Annotated in this window: 20 protein-coding genes; 7 read left to right on the plus strand and 13 right to left on the minus strand. The window is 69.4% G+C overall.

Going from position 1 to position 16,446, the window contains the following annotated elements; genetic code table 11:
* Positions 1-15: 15 nt before the first annotated feature.
* The 5 genes from KBO27_RS01480 to KBO27_RS01500 all read right to left on the minus strand — a co-directional run bounded on the left by KBO27_RS01480 (position 16) and on the right by KBO27_RS01500 (position 4,276).
* Positions 16-822 carry a methyltransferase domain-containing protein gene (locus KBO27_RS01480; RefSeq protein ID WP_210968188.1) on the minus strand — a complete coding sequence of 269 codons (807 nt, stop codon included), beginning with the start codon at positions 820-822 and terminating at the stop codon, positions 16-18.
* Positions 823-980: 158 nt separating this feature from the next.
* The gene (locus KBO27_RS01485) at positions 981-1,898 is read right to left on the minus strand and encodes an asparaginase (protein WP_210968189.1); all 918 of its coding nucleotides are present in this window, start codon (positions 1,896-1,898) and stop codon (positions 981-983) included.
* Complete coding sequence (locus KBO27_RS01490) at positions 1,895-2,455, minus strand: RsiG family protein (RefSeq protein WP_132671944.1); 561 nt, start codon at positions 2,453-2,455, stop codon at positions 1,895-1,897. Before KBO27_RS01490 ends, KBO27_RS01485 begins: the two co-directional genes overlap by 4 nt.
* Before the next feature lie 212 nt (positions 2,456-2,667).
* The gene (gene ygfZ, locus KBO27_RS01495) at positions 2,668-3,810 is read right to left on the minus strand and encodes a CAF17-like 4Fe-4S cluster assembly/insertion protein YgfZ (protein ID WP_210968190.1); all 1,143 of its coding nucleotides are present in this window, start codon (positions 3,808-3,810) and stop codon (positions 2,668-2,670) included.
* Positions 3,811-3,847: 37 nt separating this feature from the next.
* Positions 3,848-4,276: a Fur family transcriptional regulator gene (locus tag KBO27_RS01500; RefSeq protein WP_246536093.1), complete on the minus strand. Its 429-nt coding sequence runs from the start codon at positions 4,274-4,276 to the stop codon at positions 3,848-3,850.
* A gap of 96 nt (positions 4,277-4,372) precedes the next feature.
* Here KBO27_RS01500 and KBO27_RS01505 point away from each other — a divergent pair, with 96 nt between their 5' ends.
* Positions 4,373-5,221, plus strand: a complete 849-nt coding sequence (locus KBO27_RS01505; RefSeq protein ID WP_210968191.1) for an aminodeoxychorismate lyase — start codon at positions 4,373-4,375, stop codon at positions 5,219-5,221.
* Positions 5,222-5,414: 193 nt separating this feature from the next.
* Here the strand turns inward: KBO27_RS01505 and KBO27_RS01510 are convergent, their stop codons facing one another.
* On the minus strand, positions 5,415-6,056 hold the full coding sequence (locus tag KBO27_RS01510) for a heme-binding beta-barrel domain-containing protein (RefSeq protein WP_210968192.1): 642 nt from the start codon (positions 6,054-6,056) through the stop codon (positions 5,415-5,417).
* A gap of 257 nt (positions 6,057-6,313) precedes the next feature.
* On the opposite strand from KBO27_RS01510, the gene KBO27_RS01515 reads away from it, so the two are divergent.
* Entirely contained in the window at positions 6,314-7,057 is a 744-nt protein-coding gene (locus KBO27_RS01515) for a class I SAM-dependent methyltransferase (RefSeq protein WP_210968193.1), read from the plus strand.
* A gap of 52 nt (positions 7,058-7,109) precedes the next feature.
* Here KBO27_RS01515 and KBO27_RS01520 read toward each other — a convergent pair whose 3' ends face one another.
* The 7 genes from KBO27_RS01520 to KBO27_RS01545 form a co-directional block, all read right to left on the minus strand.
* A complete protein-coding gene (locus tag KBO27_RS01520) occupies positions 7,110-7,409 on the minus strand; it encodes a DUF1416 domain-containing protein (protein ID WP_132671939.1) in 300 nt (99 codons plus the stop codon).
* Between the two features lie 34 nt (positions 7,410-7,443).
* Entirely contained in the window at positions 7,444-8,283 is an 840-nt protein-coding gene (locus KBO27_RS01525) for a sulfurtransferase (protein WP_210968194.1), read from the minus strand.
* A 32-nt stretch (positions 8,284-8,315) separates the two neighbouring features.
* Positions 8,316-8,759, minus strand: coding sequence for a DUF4395 domain-containing protein (locus tag KBO27_RS01530; RefSeq protein WP_210968195.1), 444 nt, complete (start codon positions 8,757-8,759; stop codon positions 8,316-8,318).
* Between the two features lie 130 nt (positions 8,760-8,889).
* Positions 8,890-9,033, minus strand: a complete 144-nt coding sequence (locus KBO27_RS34745) for a putative leader peptide (protein ID WP_372448809.1) — start codon at positions 9,031-9,033, stop codon at positions 8,890-8,892.
* 15 nt (positions 9,034-9,048) lie between these two features.
* Positions 9,049-9,486 carry a TlpA family protein disulfide reductase gene (locus KBO27_RS01535; protein ID WP_210968196.1) on the minus strand — a complete coding sequence of 146 codons (438 nt, stop codon included), beginning with the start codon at positions 9,484-9,486 and terminating at the stop codon, positions 9,049-9,051.
* Positions 9,483-10,286 (minus strand): LmeA family phospholipid-binding protein, encoded by an 804-nt coding sequence (locus tag KBO27_RS01540; RefSeq protein WP_210968197.1) that lies wholly within the window; start codon positions 10,284-10,286, stop codon positions 9,483-9,485. Before KBO27_RS01540 ends, KBO27_RS01535 begins: the two co-directional genes overlap by 4 nt.
* Positions 10,283-11,077: an alpha/beta hydrolase gene (locus KBO27_RS01545; RefSeq protein WP_307870190.1), complete on the minus strand. Its 795-nt coding sequence runs from the start codon at positions 11,075-11,077 to the stop codon at positions 10,283-10,285. The genes KBO27_RS01540 and KBO27_RS01545 overlap by 4 nt, the downstream gene beginning before the upstream one ends.
* Before the next feature lie 184 nt (positions 11,078-11,261).
* Here KBO27_RS01545 and KBO27_RS01550 point away from each other — a divergent pair, with 184 nt between their 5' ends.
* The 5 genes from KBO27_RS01550 to pstA all read left to right on the plus strand — a co-directional run bounded on the left by KBO27_RS01550 (position 11,262) and on the right by pstA (position 16,435).
* Positions 11,262-12,026, plus strand: a complete 765-nt coding sequence (locus KBO27_RS01550; protein WP_210968199.1) for a winged helix-turn-helix transcriptional regulator — start codon at positions 11,262-11,264, stop codon at positions 12,024-12,026.
* An 82-nt stretch (positions 12,027-12,108) separates the two neighbouring features.
* Positions 12,109-13,056, plus strand: a complete 948-nt coding sequence (gene mshD, locus KBO27_RS01555) for a mycothiol synthase (protein ID WP_281420618.1) — start codon at positions 12,109-12,111, stop codon at positions 13,054-13,056.
* Between the two features lie 221 nt (positions 13,057-13,277).
* Positions 13,278-14,393, plus strand: coding sequence for a phosphate ABC transporter substrate-binding protein PstS (gene pstS / locus KBO27_RS01560; protein ID WP_210968201.1), 1,116 nt, complete (start codon positions 13,278-13,280; stop codon positions 14,391-14,393).
* Between the two features lie 165 nt (positions 14,394-14,558).
* Positions 14,559-15,524, plus strand: a complete 966-nt coding sequence (gene pstC / locus KBO27_RS01565) for a phosphate ABC transporter permease subunit PstC (RefSeq protein WP_307870227.1) — start codon at positions 14,559-14,561, stop codon at positions 15,522-15,524.
* A complete protein-coding gene (gene pstA, locus KBO27_RS01570; RefSeq protein WP_210968203.1) occupies positions 15,521-16,435 on the plus strand; it encodes a phosphate ABC transporter permease PstA in 915 nt (304 codons plus the stop codon). The genes pstC and pstA overlap by 4 nt, the downstream gene beginning before the upstream one ends.
* Positions 16,436-16,446: the final 11 nt, after the last annotated feature.

Here is a 16,446-nt window from a genome sequence, read left to right on the forward strand (position 1 = left end):
GCGGGGGCGACGGGGTCAGGGGTGGCAGCGGATCTCGCCGTTGAGGACGGCGAACCAGCCGGTCTCGGCGTCACGCCAGGCGTGCCAGGCCTGGGCCAGGGATTCCAGTTCTTCTCGGGTGGTCAGCCCGCGGGTGATGGCCTGGTCGGCGAAGGAGGACTGGCGGATGCGGTCCGCCCAGAGGTCGCCCCACCAGGCGCGTTCCTCGGGCGTGGCGAAGCACCAGGCCGAGGCGGTGCACTCGACATCGCTGAAACCCGCCTGCAGGGCCCAGGTCTTGAGGAACTTGCCGCCGTCGGGGTAGGCGTCGTTGCTGCGGGCGACCGCGCGGTAGAGCTCCAGCCAGCGGTCCATCCCCGGCTGATCGGGCGACCAGCGCATGCCGCCGTAGTCGGCGTCGCGGGCGGCGACGACCCCGCCGGGCTTGCACACGCGACGCATCTCGCGGAGCGCGGCCACCGGGTCGGTGAGGTGCTGCAGGACCTGGTGGGCGTGGACGACGTCGAAGGTGTCGTCGGCGTGGGGCAGGCGGTAGACGTCGGCGACCTCGAACCGGGCGTTGTCCACTCCGCGCTCGGCCGCGGCGGCGCGCGAGATCGCCAGCGGTGCTTCGACGTTGTCGATGCCGAGCACCTCGCCCGGCGCGACCCGTTCGGCGAAGTCGAGGGTGATCGTTCCCGGACCGCATCCGACGTCGAGCACCTGGGCGCCGGGCCGGAGGTCGCCGAGCAGGTAGGCGGCCGAGTTCTCAGCCGTCCGCCACCGGTGCGACCGCAGCACGCTCTCGTGGTGCCCGTGCGTGTAGGTGTCCTGCCCGCTCATGCTCACCGTCCCGACATGTGGGATGTATGTTCCGATATATGAGCATATCGCGTGTGCGGTGCAGGTGAGAAGCGTTCAAGGTCGACAAGATGCGCACGCCGCTGAAGATCAAGGCCCGGAACTCCGCGAAGTCCCGGGACCTGATCCTCAGCGGGTGGTCAGTCCAGGGAGTGGGGGATGAGGCGGACCGAGCCGACGGGGTGGCCCCCGCCGTGGACCGGCTCCTCGGCGAGGTCGTCCAGGCCCGTGATGCCCAGGGACGACAGGATGCCGACCGCGATCGGCAGCCGGGCGCGGTCACCGCCGTCGGCGATCTTGATCGCCGCGGCGCGGCCGTCCGGCAGGGCGAAGGCGAAGACGCCTTCCGCGCCGATCTTGCTGATCAGCCCCGGGACAGCGCTCATCAGCCGGACGTCCTCGCGGCCGGTGCCCGAGACCAGCCACGGGTGCTCGTGCATCGCCTGCCCGACAGGGGTGTTGACCAGCCGCTGGAACACCCGGGCCAGCCCGGTCAGCGAGATCGCGAACAGCGGGGCACCGCAGCCGTCGACCGCGGTGTTGGCCAGCGGCTCGCCGGCCAGGTCCACGACGGTGTCGGCGATCGCGACCTGCAGCGGGTGCTTCGGGTCCAGGTAGTCGGCGGTGGACCAGCCGTTGATCACGCAGGTGGCGAGCATCGCGGCGTGTTTGCCGGAGCAGTTCATGGTGATCCGCCGCTCCTCCGAGACTCCTCGGCGCGCGGCCTGGCCCAGCGGCAGGTCCGGCGGGCAGCGCAGGTCGTCCTCGGTGAGCGAGAACCGCTCCAGCATCTCGGAGACGCCGGCGACGTGGTCCTGCTCGCCGCTGTGCGAAGCGGCGGCGAGCGCCAGGTCGGCGGAGGGGAGTTCGAGCCCGCAGCGCAGCATCCCGGCCGCCTGCGCGGGCTTGAGCGACGAGCGCGGGTACATCGGAGCGGTCGCATCACCCCGCGTCATCAGGGGCGCACCGTCCGGGTCGATCACCACCGCCGAAGCGTGGTGCACACCTTCCCGAAGTCCACTTCGGACGATCTCGACGAGTGGAACAGGTGGGATCAACGCCGGTCTCGCTCCTCTGCCAGAAGGTCATCCACCGACGCGGCGCCCTCCCGGTAGCGGCGGGCGATCTCTGCGTTGAGTCGATCCACGACCTGCTGAACCTCGCGGCGGCGCTGCGAGACCGAGTCCTCCTCGGCGGTGTAGGCGCTCAGCGCCCGGTCCAGTTTCTCATCGGACAGCGACATGACGTCGGAGAGGTCCACGTCCGAGACCAGCGCTTCCACGTGCCTGCGGTGCGCCTCGGCCCGCGAGGGCTCGGTGGTCTGGTAGCGGCCCGAACCGGTGGCCGGGCCGACGGCGTTGTCGGACAGGATGTTCACCAGCTGCTCGACCACGGACCGCGAACCGTCCTCGCGCCGGCGGCGCTGCTCGGCGCGCACGATGTCGATGCGCGCGTGCAGCACCCGGCGCAGGTAGGACAGGTCCGTCTCCTCCTGGGCGGCCTCGTCCCGCAACGCGCGCACATCACCCAGCACGTGTTGTTCGATGCCACTGGTGTAGTCCGGGGACAGGACCCTGTCGATACGGCGCCGTCCACCCGGGCGGACTTCGATCACGTGGCCATCCTCCGGCAATTCGGTCGAGCTCGCCAACAGTTCGGGTGATGTCGTTACGACAACAGTGTGACGCCGAGCGTTCGATCAGCGTTCCTCGGTGTTCGAAACGACCCCTGATCGGGCGACCGGCATGCCTCAAGGCATACCCGCCCTGTCAAACACCGACGTCACTTGGCGCGCAGAACTTGAGGACCGTTACCGAAACTAACCGCTCACCGGCCGCGGAGCCGGTCGGCGGCCACCCGGCCGGGCGGCTCACCGCTGTCCGGCGGCACCGAGTCGGGGTCGACCGCCGCGGCCACCGCGCGGTCCTCCTCCGGATCACCGGCCATCAGCTCACCGTCCACCGGAGCGGTGCGCTTGAGCAGCGCCAGCGCCACCGGCCCGAGCTCGTGGTGCTGCACGACGCTGCCCACCCGGCCGACCTTGCGGTCGCCGTGGAACACCGGGTCGCCGATCTCCGGCGAGACCTCCACCGAACCGTCCAGGTGCAGCAGCACCATCCGGCGCGGGGGCTTGCCGACGTTGTGGACCTTCGCGACCGTCTCCTGGCCGCGGTAGCAGCCCTTGGCCACGTGCGCGGCGAGGTGGATCCAGCCCAGCTCGTGCGGGATCGCGCGCTCGTCGGTGTCCATCCCGACCCGGGGCCGCAGCGCCTCCACGCGCAGCGCCTCGAACGCCATCGTGCCCGACGGCCGGATGCCCGCGTCGGTGAGCTTCAGCCACCAGTCCACCAGCGATTCGCGCGGAACCAGCAGGTCGTAGGTCTGCAGCGAGCGGAACGGCACGTTGCGCACGAACCCGCCGCCCGGCAGTCCGCGCACCTCGTAGGCGTCGGAGGGGACCTCGGTGAACCCGGCGAGGATGCCGCCGGCGTCCGGGCCCATCGCGGTCAGCACCGCGAACTCCGAGGTGGCGTCGCGCGGCTCGACCTTCGACCAGAACCGCATCGCTTCCAGGTAGTCCGGCAGCGACTGCCTGCCGTTCACGCCGATCGTCGGCAGCGCGCTGGTGACCTCCGAGGGCGCGTCGGTGTCCAGGTACACCACGCCCTCGTGGTGGGCGACCAGCACGTGGCTGTCCACGCGGCCGTGGGTGTCGAGCACGAGCGCTTCGGTGCCCTGCCCCTCGGGCAGTTCGGTGAGGTGCTGCGAAAGCACCAGGTGCAACCAGCTCAGCCGCTCCTCGCCCGGGACCGCGATGACCTCGCGGTGCGAGCGGTCCACCAGGACGGCCGAACGCGCCGCCGAGCGCTGCTCGGCGAACGGGTCGCCGAAGTGCCAGGGAACGCCGCGGTCCACCGAGTCCTCCGGCGCGGGCACCGCGCCCGGCAGATCCAGCGTGGGTGAACTCATTCAACGCTCCTTGAGTCGTGCTCGTGCGACACCGGGTTCAGCCGATGTCGGCGGCCTGGCATTCCCGGCAGGTGCCGGACAGCGCCAGGTGCGTCGCGTCGAGGGCGAAGCCGTGCTCGGCGCGCAGCTTGTCGGCCAGCTCGTCCATCGTCTCGATGGCCACCTCGTCGATCCGGCCGCAGCGGTGGCACGCGAGGTGGACGTGCTCGTGCTCCTCGGCGGAGTAGGTCGGCGCACCGTGGCCGAGGTGGGTGTGCCGCACCAGCCCGAGCTGTTCGAGCAGGTCGAGCGCCCGGTAGATGGTGGTGATGTTGATCGTCGGAGCGATCTCCTGCACCTTCTTGCAGGCCTGCTCCGGCGTGGCGTGGCCCAGCTCGCGCACGGCGTCGAGCACAAGCTGGCGCTGCGGCGTCATGCGCATGCCCCGTTGGTGCAGAGTGCTGCGCAGCGATCCCTGGTCGCTCAATGCCCGCTCCCGTGCTCGACGCGCTCGGATGGGGAAACCCACCTCGATCGTAACCTCCGGGCCGACTCCCGGATCTGGACGCTCTACCCTTCCGGCATGCGCGTACTGGCACTTTTGGACGGGACCCTCGCCGATCCCGAAGCTCCGCTGTTCCGGGCCGATGACCTCGGTGTGATGCGAGGTGACGGCTGCTTCGAGACGATCCTGGTCGTCGACCGGAAGCCGCGCGAGCTCGGGCCGCACCTCGACCGCATGGAGAGGTCCGCGCGGCTGCTGCAGATGCCGCTTCCCGAGCGCGCGGCCTGGGAGCGCGCCGGGCAGGCCGTCATCGACGCCTGGCCGTGGGATTCCGAGCCGGAGATGGGCCTGAAGCTCGTCTGCACCCGGGGCATCGACGGCGGGGACGGCACGCCGCACGGGTTCGCGATGGGCATGGACGTCGGTCCCGACACCAAGCGCAAGCGCGACAGCGGGGTCGAGGTCGTGACCCTGGACCGCGGCTACGCGCCGGACCTCATGGACAGGGCCCCGTGGCTGCTGCTGTCGGCCAAGACGCTGTCGTACGCGGTGAACATGGCCGCGCTCCGCGAGGCCGAGGCGCGCGGTGCCGACGACGTCATCTTCACCGCCAGCGAGGGCACCGTGCTGGAGGGCCCGACCTCGACGGTCGTGCTGGCCCAGGGCCGCAAGCTGCTGACCACGCCACCCGCCTCGGGCGTCCTCGCGGGCACCACCCAGGGCGCGCTGTTCCGCGCGGCCGAGCAGGCGGGCTGGGAGACCGAGGTGGTGGACTTCCCCACCTCGGCGCTCTTCGATTCCGACGGCGTCTGGCTGGCCTCCAGCCTCCGCCGCCTGACCCAGGTCCGCGCCATCGACCGCACGTCCGTGAAGGCCGACGACGCGCTGCACAACGAGATCGTCAACCTCTACGAGTCGAACTACTGAACCTCGCTCGACCTGCTCAGCGGTGCGGGTGGCGGAACCTCAGACGTCTTCTGGTTCCGGGAGCCGAGACTGATGTATGACCACTACACGGCGCTTCGGCTGTCCTCGCCAGAAGACGTCTGAGAACCCGCGGCGGTGCGAGTTGCTCAGGTGGGGCACCGAGGAAGCGCCTTCGGCGCTTGCCTGACGTCCGTCAGCCAGCGACTCGGTCGAGCTTGGCCGAGAGGCGCGGCTGGAGTTCGTGCTCCGAGGTGGCTCGCTCCTCGACGTAGGCGAGGGCTCCGTCGACGACGCCGTAGAGGCGGCTGGCGGCGGTGACGTCCTCGCCCGTGGGGGTGCGCAGCACCGCGTCGGTGCCGAACTCCCAGGTCGTGGTGTTGCGCGGCTGCCCGATGAACAGCTCCGAGACGCCCGTCGAGTGCATCAGCATGAGCTCGATGGTGTCGTCGGGCTGCGGGCGCAGGAAGCCGGTCTCGCGGAACGCGGGCGCCACGACGTTGCCGCCCTCGCCGTCCAGCCGCCACGCGCGGCTGGAGTACATGAGGAACGGGCGACCGTCGTGCGAGATCGTCACCTGCTGGATGAACCGGAAGGTCTCCTCCAGCGACGGGTGCGAAGCCTCGCCCTCGCCGCGCCACACGCCGACCAGCGGCAGCAGCGACAGGCAGGCGTCATCGAGCGAGGGGCCCAGCCGCAGGTTCGCGGTGTCGCCCTCGCCCGGGAGGTCGTCGAACTCCGGGAGGTTGAGTTCCCGGGTGATCTTGGCTCGTTCCGCCGCCGCGGCAACTGCGGCATCGCCGCTGCCCGGCTGCGGTTCGTTCGGCGTTGCAGTCATCGCATCGAGGCTACAACGAGGCCGTCATCAGTCGTTGTACAGGCGGTACACGACGTAGAAGGCGAACCAGATGGTCGCGACCGCAGCGAGTCCGACGAGCGTGACGAGGCCGTAGTGCAGAAAGTCGAGGAGTTCCACGGAGGAAGGATAACCACGGCGACGTCCCGGCGGAGTGTGGCGTGCGGCATGATCGGCGTGGTGAGCGGCGGGAACAGGCCGCTGAACACCAGGAACGTCAGAGCCGGGACGAGGATCACATGGACTTCGAGACGCTGCGCGAGCGCGCGCTGGCCTACCGCGAGGAGCTGCTGGCCCGCAAGGACAAGATCGCGCCGGCCGACTTCGGTTGGTACCCGTACGACACGATGGCCAACATCTTCCACCTGGACGCCCTGCTCAGCGGGCCGCAGCGGCAGGTGTTCGACAGCATCGCGGGCACCCGCATCGCCGACATCGGTGCCGCCGACGGCGATTTCGGGTTCTTCCTGGAGGACGAGCTGGGCTGCGAGGTCGACCTGATCGACAACGCGCCCACCAACTTCAACGGCCTGCGCGGCGCCCGGCGCTTGGTCGAGGAGCTGCCGTCGCGCGCGCAGGTGCACGAGATCGACCTGGACGCCCAGTTCCGGCTGCCCGCCGAGCGCTACGGCGCGGTGTTCTTCCTCGGCCTGCTCTACCACCTGAAGAACCCGTTCCTGGTGCTGGAGCGCCTGGCCGAGCGCGCCGAGCTGTGCTTCGTCTCGACCCGCATCGCCCAGGTCACCCCGGACGGCACGCGCATCGCCGACCAGCCCGTCGCCTACCTGCTGGACCCGGCCGAGGCCAACAACGACGCCACCAACTTCTGGATCTTCAGCGAGACCGGTCTCCGCCGGATCTTCGACCGGACGGGCTGGGACGTCGTCGACTTCACCACGGTCGGCTGCCAGGAGGACTCGGACCCCCGGACCCCGGACCGCGACGAGCGGGCCTTCGCGCTGCTGCGCTCCCGCAAGGTCTGAGACAGCAGAAGGGCCGGCACCTCGAGAGGTGCCGGCCCTTCTGCTGCGCAGGTCAGGCGACCGCGATGTCCACGGCGTGGACGCCGGTGCCCGTCGGGGAGACCGTGGACTCGCCCTTGCCGCTGCGGTGCAGCGCGCGGACGGTCCAGTCACCCGGAGCCGCGTAGAACCGGAAGTCGCCCTCCTCGGAGGTGACGACCTCGGCGGTGAACTCGCCGGAGGAGTCCAGCAGGCGGACGAAAGCCCCGCCGACGGGCGACTCCCCGGCTCGCACCTTGCCGGCCACGACGACCTGGTCAGTGGCCTCGTCGACCGCGGTTGCCGACTGCTGCGGCGCTCCGCATCCACTCATGACACAAACTCCTTGCTCGGTGTTACCGGGGTGATCAGGCGCCGGACGGGTTCTCGATCGGCACGCCGATCAGCGAGCCGTACTCGGTCCAGGAACCGTCGTAGTTCTTCACGTTCTGGTGGCCGAGCAGCTCGCGCAGCACGAACCAGGTGTGCGAGGAGCGCTCGCCGATGCGGCAGTAGGCGATGGTGTCCTTGCCGGTGTCCAGCCCGGCCTCGCCGTAGATCTCCTTGAGCTCCTCGTCGGAGCGGAAGGTGCCGTCCTCGTTCGCGGCCTTGCTCCACGGCACGTTGATCGCGCTGGGGATGTGGCCACCGCGCTGCGCGGCCTCCTGCGGCAGGTGCGCCGGGGCCAGCAGCTTGCCGGAGAACTCGTCGGGCGAGCGCACGTCGACGAGGTTCTTGGTGCCGATGGCGTCGACGACCTCGTCCCGGAAGGCGCGGATCGAAGTGTCCGGCTCCTGGGCCTTGTAGGTGGTCGCGGCCTTGGTCGGCTCGTCCTTGGTCAGCTCGCGGCCGTCGAGCTCCCACTTCTTGCGGCCACCGTCGATCAGCTTGACGTCGCTGTGGCCGTAGAGCTTGAAGTACCAGTAGGCGTAGGCGGCGAACCAGTTGTTGTTGCCGCCGTAGAGCACCACGGTGTCGTCGTTGCCGATGCCCTTGGCGGACAGCAGCTTCTCGAAGCCCTCGCGGTCGACGAAGTCACGACGGACCGGGTCCTGCAGGTCGTTCTTCCAGTCCAGCTTGATGGCCCCGGGGATGTGGCCGCCGTCGTAGGCGGTGGTGTCCTCGTCCACCTCGGCGAACACCACCCCGGCGGTGTTCAGGTTCTCTTCGGCCCACTCGGTGGAGACCAGGACCTCTGCGCGGCTCATCGAGCGACTCCTTCGTTGATCTTCGAACTTGGTCAGTCGGTTGTGGACGCCCCGGCCGGCGCGAACCGGCGGAGCACCAGGTACATCTGGCAACCGAGGCAGTAGCCGAACACCGCGTTGAGCAGTGCCGCCACCAGGGCTAAGGCGTTTGCCGCGATGCCGAGAGTGGTCAGGTCCGCCGCGTAGCCGATGGTGGCCACGAGGGTGAAGACGAAGCCCACTCCTTGCGAGAAGCGAACGGGTGCGGGGTCCTCGCGCTCTTCCGGCGCGACCGGTGCGAGCTTGGGCTGCACGGTGGTCCGGTACAGCGCGCCCCACGGGTTGAGCTGCATTCCGATGAACGCGCACAGACCGAACAGAACCATCTGGGCCGCCATGACACGCCAGCTCGTGGTGACCAGGCCCAACGCGAGGATCACGCTGGTCATCGCTGCGGTGAACCTGACCCCGCGTGGGTCGAGCGTCGTGACAGACATCTTTCGAGGGCCTCCTGACGATGTGGACTGGGTCTGCCGAGTCCGTCAGGCGGAGGGCGCGCGCCGGCGAGGGTCATGAGGGCATGACGAGGCCGTGCTTGGAACGCGTACTACCGCCCGGTCAGTGCCATCAACACAGGCTGCTACCCACGCGGCAGAGATCAACCGCGCGCCTTCGGGTCAGCAGTACATGCACGAGTCGGAGGTTACCCGGACAGACCGATCGTCGGGAAGAACGTTCATACAGTGGGACGGGTTGGGCTGTTCCGCCCACGTCGCGCGGGGCGCCTCACAGGTGCGGCTGGATCGCCTCGGAGAGGGCCTGCGGGCGGGGGACGCCGCCGACGCGGAACAGCTCCCGGCCCGCGTGGTCGAGGACCAGGGTCGTCGGGGTGCTGTGGACGCGCAGCGGCGTGGACCACTCGGGGTGGTCGGTGAGGTCGACCTCGACGTGGCGGACGTCGCTGGTCTTGCCCGCGAAGTCGGCCAGCAGGATGCGGGCGTGCCGGCACGGCTGGCAGAAGGTGGTCGACAGCTGCAGCAGCGTCACCTTCGCGTCCGGTTCGGGGGCGTCGGCGAGCCGCTGCCTGAGCCCGTCCGGGAAGTTGTCGGTCACGATCTCCTCGCCGCCGCTCTTGCGCACCTTGCCCTGCCTGGCCTGCCAGATCAGCCCGAGCACGAGGGCCACCGGCACGACGATCAGCAGTGCGATCACACCTGGGCTCATCCCGTGGTCACCCCGTTGCCGTTGATCGTGACGTTCTCCGCGGTGCCCTCGATGACCAGCGCGCCGCGCTCGGCGCGCACCGCCGTGGGCTGCACCTCGAAGGGCAGCATCCCAGGGTCGAGGGTGGTGTTGAACTGCTTGAGCACCGACTGCTCGAAGATCGGCGGCAGGTCGATCGGCCCCAGCGCGCTGTTGTTCAGCTCCAGCTTGCGCGGCTCGATCTCCATCTTGCCGTTGACCAGCGACAGCACCGCGATCACCCGGACCTTGTTGTCCGAGCCCGCGATGTTGACGGTGCCGTCGAGCTGCAGCGGGGCGCGCTGGTCGTCGCCGCCCTCGGCCAGCCGCTTGTCGGACTCGCTGATGTTGCCGTCGTCGTCGGCGAGCGCGTCCGGGGCCGCGGGTTCGATGGTCAGGTCCTGGATGCCGATTAGTCGCGCGACGTCGGAGGCCTTCAGCTTCACCCGGCCCACCAGCTGGTCGACGGTGAACTGCTCGGCGGTGCCCGCGATGACCTCCGAGGTCGCGACCTTCACGCCGTGCAGGTCGGCCTCGATGCCCACCTCGTTGAACGGCTCGACCGGCACCGAGTTGGCCACCAGCTGCACGTCGCGGTAGTTGCCCGCGGCGACCTGGGTCAGGAACGGGAAGCCGTTGATCGCGACTTCGGGCTGCTCCGGCAGCTTGAGCTGCTGGGCGACCTTCTTCGACACCTGGTACTCGGCGAACGCGGCCGAGCCGAAGTCGGCGGCGACCAGGAGGCCGATGACGAGGACGAGGGTGATCGCGAGCTTCTTCACTCCGCGCGGTCCGTTCTGTCGGGGCGCCGGGAGCCCGACCGGGCTCGATCGGGCGGTCCCACTGTATCCACCGCCCACGCCGCGATCTGGTCCACCAGCTCCGGGGTGGTCGAGCTCTCAGCGTGCCGCATGCCCTCGACCAGCCAGAACTCCGCTCCGCCCGCCTCGCTGAGGGCGCGCGCGTCGGCCGGTGGGAAGTAGTGATCCTCGGCACCGTGCACGATCAGCTGCGGCACCTCGATGCGGGTGGCGAGTTCGATCGGCGACACCGGAACCCGGGGCCACGGTCCGGCCAGCCGCACGCCGAGCAGGCGGGCGCTCAACCGCCCGTGGGGTTGTTCGAGCAGCCAGTGGACCCTGCGCATCGCGGGGGTGTCGCGCACGAACCAGCGCGCCGGGCTGCTCACCGAGATCACCGCGTCCGGCGGGGACCCCAGCGCGGCCTGCCGGAGCACGACCGATCCTCCGAGGGAGAAGCCGACCGTGACCACGCGCGCGCACCCGGCCGCGCGCAGGTGCGCGACGGCGACGTCGATGTCCATGGCCTCGTTCGGGCCGACGGTGGTCCGGCCGCCGGAGCGGCCGTGGCCGCGGAAGTCCGTCGCCAGCACCGGCCCGTGCGTGGCGAGCCGTTCCAGGACTCTGCGCACGCCGGGCTTGCGGATGTGGTTGGTGAAGCCGTGACCGACGACGAAACCCAGGGGCGCCGGGAGCCCCGGGCCGGGGTGCAGAACGCCGCGCAGCCGGGTTCCGTCTTCGGCGCGCAACGTGACCGGGCGATCTCGAAACACCCGTGAAACATGCGGTGCGCTGCTGTTCACAAATGTGATGCCCTCGGTTGGACCTGGGTTTTTCCGTCGCATGTCGGTTATTCTCCTTGCCATCCACAGGCAACGACGCCAAGTCATCCGATGACTGCGGGTGATGGCCGGTTCACGGCCGTCGGTCGTTCTCGCCTGGAGATGGAGGCCCCAGATGAGCTCCGAGCTGCTCCTGCTGACCGGTGAATCCGATTGCGACGAGGTCCTTCCGTCGCTGGCGCTGCTGCCGCACCGGGTGCGAGTCCTGCCCGCGGACCCCGGGGCGATCCTGTCGGGTGGCGCGCACGACGTGGTCATCGTCGACGCCCGCACCGACCTCGCCGGCGCCCGCGACCTGTGCCGCCTGCTCGCCGCCGGTGACGCCCCGGTGATCGCCCTGGTCAACGAGGGCGGTCTGGTGACCGTCAACGCCGAGTGGGGGGTCGACGACATCCTGCTGCCGACCACCGGGCCGGCCGAGATCGACGCCCGGCTGCGCCTGCTGGTGTCCCGCCGCACCGAGTCGTCCTCGACCGGCGACGGTTCGCTGAGCGTCGGCGACCTGGTCATCGAGGAGGCCACCTACACCGCCCGGCTGCGCGGCCGGGCGCTCGAACTGACCTACAAGGAGTTCGAGCTGCTGAAGTACCTGGCCGGTCACGCGGGCCGGGTGTTCACCCGCGCCCAGCTGCTGCAGGAGGTCTGGGGCTACGACTTCTTCGGCGGCACCCGCACCGTCGACGTGCACGTCCGGCGGCTGCGCGCCAAGCTCGGCCCGGAGCACGACTCGATGATCGGCACCGTGCGCAACGTGGGCTACAAGTTCGTCCGCCCGAACCGCGGAGGTTCGACCTCCCCGCTGGCCGCCGAGGTCGCGGAAGCCGAGGCCGCCGCTGCCGAGGCCGCGGAAGCGGCGGACTTCCGGAGCATCAACGCGTAACCGCGAGATCAACGACGAAGCCCTCGATCTTGACGATCGGGGGCTTCGTCGCGTGCGCGTGGGTAGGGTCGTGGGTGTGCAGCTGACTTGGCGTAATGGACTGGACGACAGCGAGACGGCCGAGGTGATGGGCCTGCTCGCCGAGACCGAGAAGGCCGACGGTGTCGCTCCGGTCGGCGAGCACGTGATCCTGCGGCTCAAGGCCCACCGCGACGTCGTCCACCAGATCGAGCCGGTGCAGGCCGACGTGCGGTCCGAGCACTTCATCGTCCGCGACTCCGGCGGCGTGCTGACCGGTTACGCGCACCTGGACACCGAGCACGAGGCCGGTTCGGGCCAGCTGGTCGCCGAGCTCGCCGTCCACCCCGAGCACCGGAGGCTCGGCGCGGGCACCCGGCTCGTCGAGGCGCTGCTGGAGCGCGCCGATCTGGGTGCCGAGCCCGACGCCGACACCGGGCGGCTGCGGATCTGGTCGCACGGCGAGCACCCGGGTGCGCTGCGGCTGTCCGAGCGCTACGGCTTCCACCGGCCGCGCGAGCTGTGGCGGATGGGCCGCGAGCTGGGCGAGCCGGAGCTGCCCGAGGCGCAGCCGCCGGAGGGCGTGACCATCCGCACCTTCCGGCCCGGCAAGGACGAGGCCGACGTGGTCCGGGTCAACCACCGCGCGTTCGTCTGGCACCCGGAGCAGGGCGACATGACCGAGGCGGACGTGCGCGCCAAGGCGAAGGAGGACTGGTTCGACCCGGAGGGCTTCTTCCTGGCGGTCGACTCCTCCGGCGAGCTCCTGGGGTTCCACTGGACGAAGGTGCACCCCGACGGGACCGGCGAGGTCTACGTCGTCGGGGTCGATCCGCACGCGCAAGGCGGTGGCCTGGGGAAGTCACTGACCGTGGTCGGCCTTCGTCACCTCCGTGATACCGGGCGTAGTCGAGTCATCCTCTACGTCGAAGCCGACAACGTTCCGGCGGTGAAGGTCTACCAGCGGTTGGGCTTCGCCAAGTGGGACAGCGACGTGCAATTCGGACGCTGAGCCGAGAATGCTGTGAGTCACGGTATGAGCGGAAGTTCTGCCTCCTGCTCGCCCGTTGGGGTGTGTCCCCGCTTACTAAGCGTGCCTTGTTCACTTCGCGTTCACTTGGATGGCGAGGACAGTCCATCCGCGCTGCTTAGCGTCAGCCCCAAGCGGCATGAAGCACGAGCCTGCGTGGCTCCGCCGCGCCCGGCAGTTTGTCCCTTGGGTGGAGGAACGAAGTGAGAATCAAGCGGCACAGCGCTGCGATGGCCGTCGTCGCCGCGGGCGCGCTCGTGCTCGCCGGCTGCGGCTCGGACCAGAACGTCCCGCAGGGCGGTGGCAACCCGGCTCTCGACGGCCTGCAGGTCGAGTGCGGCACCAAGCCGATCTCCGGTGAGGGCTCGTCGGCGCAGAAGAACGCGGTCGACGTCTTCGCGCGCGACTACGGCCTCAAGTGCGCCAACCAGACGGTGAACTACACCAAGTCCGGATCCGGCAAGGGCGTCGCCGCCTTCACCGCCGGCCAGATCGACTTCGGCGGCTCCGACTCCCCGCTGAAGGAGGAGAAGGGCGAGGTCGCCAAGGCCGCCGAGCGCTGCCAGGGCAACCCGGCCTGGAACCTGCCGATGGTGTTCGGTCCCGTCGCGATGTCCTACAACATCCCCGGCGTCTCCGACCTGACCCTCAACCCCGACGTGATCGCCAAGATCTACAAGGGTGAGATCAAGAAGTGGGACGACCCGGCGGTCAAGGCGCTGAACCCCAACGCTCAGCTGCCGTCGATCGACATCGTCCCGTTCTTCCGCTCGGACGAGTCGGGCACCACCGAGAACTTCCAGAAGTACCTCAAGACCGCCACCGGCGGCGCGTTCGCCGGTGAGGGCAAGACCTTCCAGGGCGGGCAGGGCGTCGGTCAGGGCCGCGACGGCTCCGACCAGGTCGCGCAGTCGGTCAAGGCCACCGAGGGCGGCTTCACCTACGTCGAGTGGTCCTTCCCGAAGAACCTGGGCCTGGGCATCGCCAAGATCGACAGCGGCGCCGGCCCGGTCGAGCTCAACACCGCCAACGTCGGCAAGGCCATCGAGGGCGCCAAGATCGAGGGCGAGGGCAACGACCTGAAGGTCGACCTCGAGTCGATCTACGGCAACAAGGCCGCGGGCGTCTACCCGATCGTCCTGAACACCTACGAGATCGTCTGCTCGAAGGGCTACGACCCGGAGACCGCCAAGGCGGTCAAGGCGTTCCTGACCGTGGCGGCCAACGCCAACCCGCAGGAGCTGGAGAAGGCGGGTTACGTCCCGCTGCCCGAGGCTTTCAAGGGCAGGGTCCTCCAGGCCGTCAACGCCATCTCGTGAGAGTGACCGGGCCCGCCCGCACCCCGGGCGGGCCCCTGGTCCAACGGATTAGATGAGAGGCTGCAAACAGCAGTGACCGACTCGACGAGAGCCGCCACGCGCCCCGCGGGCACCACCGGTGCCCAGCGGGGCGTTTCGGCGCCCAGTTCCGGACCGGAGGCCCCCATTTCCGCTCCAGAGAAGACAGCGGGCAAGTCCTCCCGCGTCGGCGACAAGGTGTTCTCCTCGCTCGCCACCGCGTCCGGCGCGTTCGTGGTGGCGGTGATCGCCGCGATCGCGATCTTCCTGCTCATCCGGGCGGTTCCGGCGCTGCAGGTGAACCACGTGAACTTCCTGTTCAGCCGGGAGTGGGACACCCGGGATCCGGCGAACATGAGCTTCGGGATCTTCGACCTCGCGTGGATCACCATCGCCAGCTCCGTGGTCGCGCTGGTCATTGCGATGCCGCTGTCCGGCGGGATCGCCCTGTTCCTCACCCGCTACGCGCCGAAGAACCTGGCCCGCCCGTTCGCCTACATCGTCGACCTGCTGGCCGCGGTGCCCTCGGTCGTCTACGGCCTCTGGGGATTCCTGGTGCTGGGGCCGTTCCTCAAGCCGGTGTCGAACTGGCTGAACGAGACGCTGGGCTGGATCCCGATCTTCGGCCAGGGCAACATCGCCCAGGTCGACTCCGGGGCGAACGTGTTCACCGCCGGGATCGTGCTCGCGGTGATGATCATCCCGACGATCACCGGTGTGACCCGCGAGGTCTTCGCCCGCACCCCGGACGCGCAGATCGAAGGCGCGCTGGCGCTCGGTGCCACCCGCTGGGAGGTCATCAAGACCACGGTGTGGCCCTTCGGCCGCAACGGCTTCGTCGGCGGCTCGATGCTCGGCCTCGGTCGCGCGCTGGGCGAGACGATGGCGCTGACCATCATCCTGAGCGCGACCACCGCGCCCCCCGGGTACAGCATCTTCGACAGCGGGGCGACCTTCGCCTCCAAGATCGCCCTCGGGTCCGCGGAGTTCAACAACAACCTGCAGGTCGGGGCCTACATCTCGGCCGGTCTGGTGCTGTTCGTCATCACCTTCGCAGTCAACGCGATCGCGCGCTGGATCGAGAGTGCGGCCGGCGCTAAGGGGAAGTCATGAGGACCGACGCTGCCGACGTGGAGCAGCTCGCAACCGCGCCGGCCTTCCAGAGCATCGGCTTCGGCCGGAAGTTCAAGGACAACCTGGCCACCGTCCTGTTCGCGGCGGCCTTCGTGATCGCGGTCATCCCGCTGCTGTGGGTGCTGTGGACGCTGCTCGAACGCGGGCTCAAGCCCGTCCTCAGCGGCGACTGGTGGTCGCACTCCTTCAAGGGCCTGCTGCCCACCGACTTCGGTGGCGGCGTTTACCACGCACTGGTCGGCACGGTCTTCGAAGGCCTGGTCTGCCTGGTCTTCGCGGTGCCGCTGGGCGTGATGGTCGCCGTCTACCTGGTCGAGTACGGACAGCGGTCGAAGCTGGCCAAGGCAGCCACCTTCATGGTGGACATCCTCAGCGGCCTGCCCTCGATCGTGGCCGGTCTGTTCATCTACGCGCTGTGGATCACCACCTTCGGCATGACCCGCAGCGGTTTCGCGGTGGCGCTGTCGCTGCTGCTGCTGATGCTGCCGGTCGTCGTCCGGGTCACCGAGACGATGCTGCTGATCGTGCCGAACGAACTGCGCGAGGCGGCCTACGCGCTGGGCCTGCCGAAGTGGAAGACGATCGTGCGGATCGTGCTTCCGACCGCGCTGTCGGGCATCGTCACCGGTGTCATGCTCGGCCTGGCGCGCGTGCTCGGTGAGACCGCGCCACTGCTGATCCTGGTCGGGTACTCCTCGGCGATCAACTTCGACCTCTTCAACGGGGAGATGGCGTCGCTGCCGCTGACCATCTTCATGGAGCGCAGCACCGGAACCATCGCCGGCGAGTACCGGATGTGGGGAGCGGCGCTGACCCTCGTGATCGTCATCATGCTGATCAACCTTGCCGCGACCGGTCTGTCCAAGATCTTCGCGATCAAGACCAAGTAGGGACTTTCGAA

Origin of the sequence: Saccharopolyspora endophytica (assembly GCF_018070075.1) — a bacterium.
Taxonomy (GTDB): domain Bacteria; phylum Actinomycetota; class Actinomycetes; order Mycobacteriales; family Pseudonocardiaceae; genus Saccharopolyspora; species Saccharopolyspora endophytica.

Bases quoted from the DNA above. Each gene is read 5' to 3' on its own strand.
- KBO27_RS01480 (WP_210968188.1), bottom strand. From the start codon at position 822: ATGAGCGGGCAGGACACCTACACGCACGGGCACCACGAGAGCGTGCTG.
- ygfZ (WP_210968190.1), bottom strand. From the start codon at position 3,810: ATGAGTTCACCCACGCTGGATCTGCCGGGCGCGGTGCCCGCGCCGGAG.
- KBO27_RS01505 (WP_210968191.1), top strand. From the start codon at position 4,373: ATGCGCGTACTGGCACTTTTGGACGGGACCCTCGCCGATCCCGAAGCT.
- KBO27_RS01510 (WP_210968192.1), bottom strand. From the start codon at position 6,056: ATGACTGCAACGCCGAACGAACCGCAGCCGGGCAGCGGCGATGCCGCA.
- KBO27_RS01515 (WP_210968193.1), top strand. From the start codon at position 6,314: ATGGACTTCGAGACGCTGCGCGAGCGCGCGCTGGCCTACCGCGAGGAG.
- KBO27_RS01520 (WP_132671939.1), bottom strand. From the start codon at position 7,409: ATGAGTGGATGCGGAGCGCCGCAGCAGTCGGCAACCGCGGTCGACGAG.
- KBO27_RS01525 (WP_210968194.1), bottom strand. From the start codon at position 8,283: ATGAGCCGCGCAGAGGTCCTGGTCTCCACCGAGTGGGCCGAAGAGAAC.
- KBO27_RS01530 (WP_210968195.1), bottom strand. From the start codon at position 8,759: ATGTCTGTCACGACGCTCGACCCACGCGGGGTCAGGTTCACCGCAGCG.
- KBO27_RS01535 (WP_210968196.1), bottom strand. From the start codon at position 9,486: ATGAGCCCAGGTGTGATCGCACTGCTGATCGTCGTGCCGGTGGCCCTC.
- KBO27_RS01550 (WP_210968199.1), top strand. From the start codon at position 11,262: ATGAGCTCCGAGCTGCTCCTGCTGACCGGTGAATCCGATTGCGACGAG.
- pstA (WP_210968203.1), top strand. From the start codon at position 15,521: ATGAGGACCGACGCTGCCGACGTGGAGCAGCTCGCAACCGCGCCGGCC.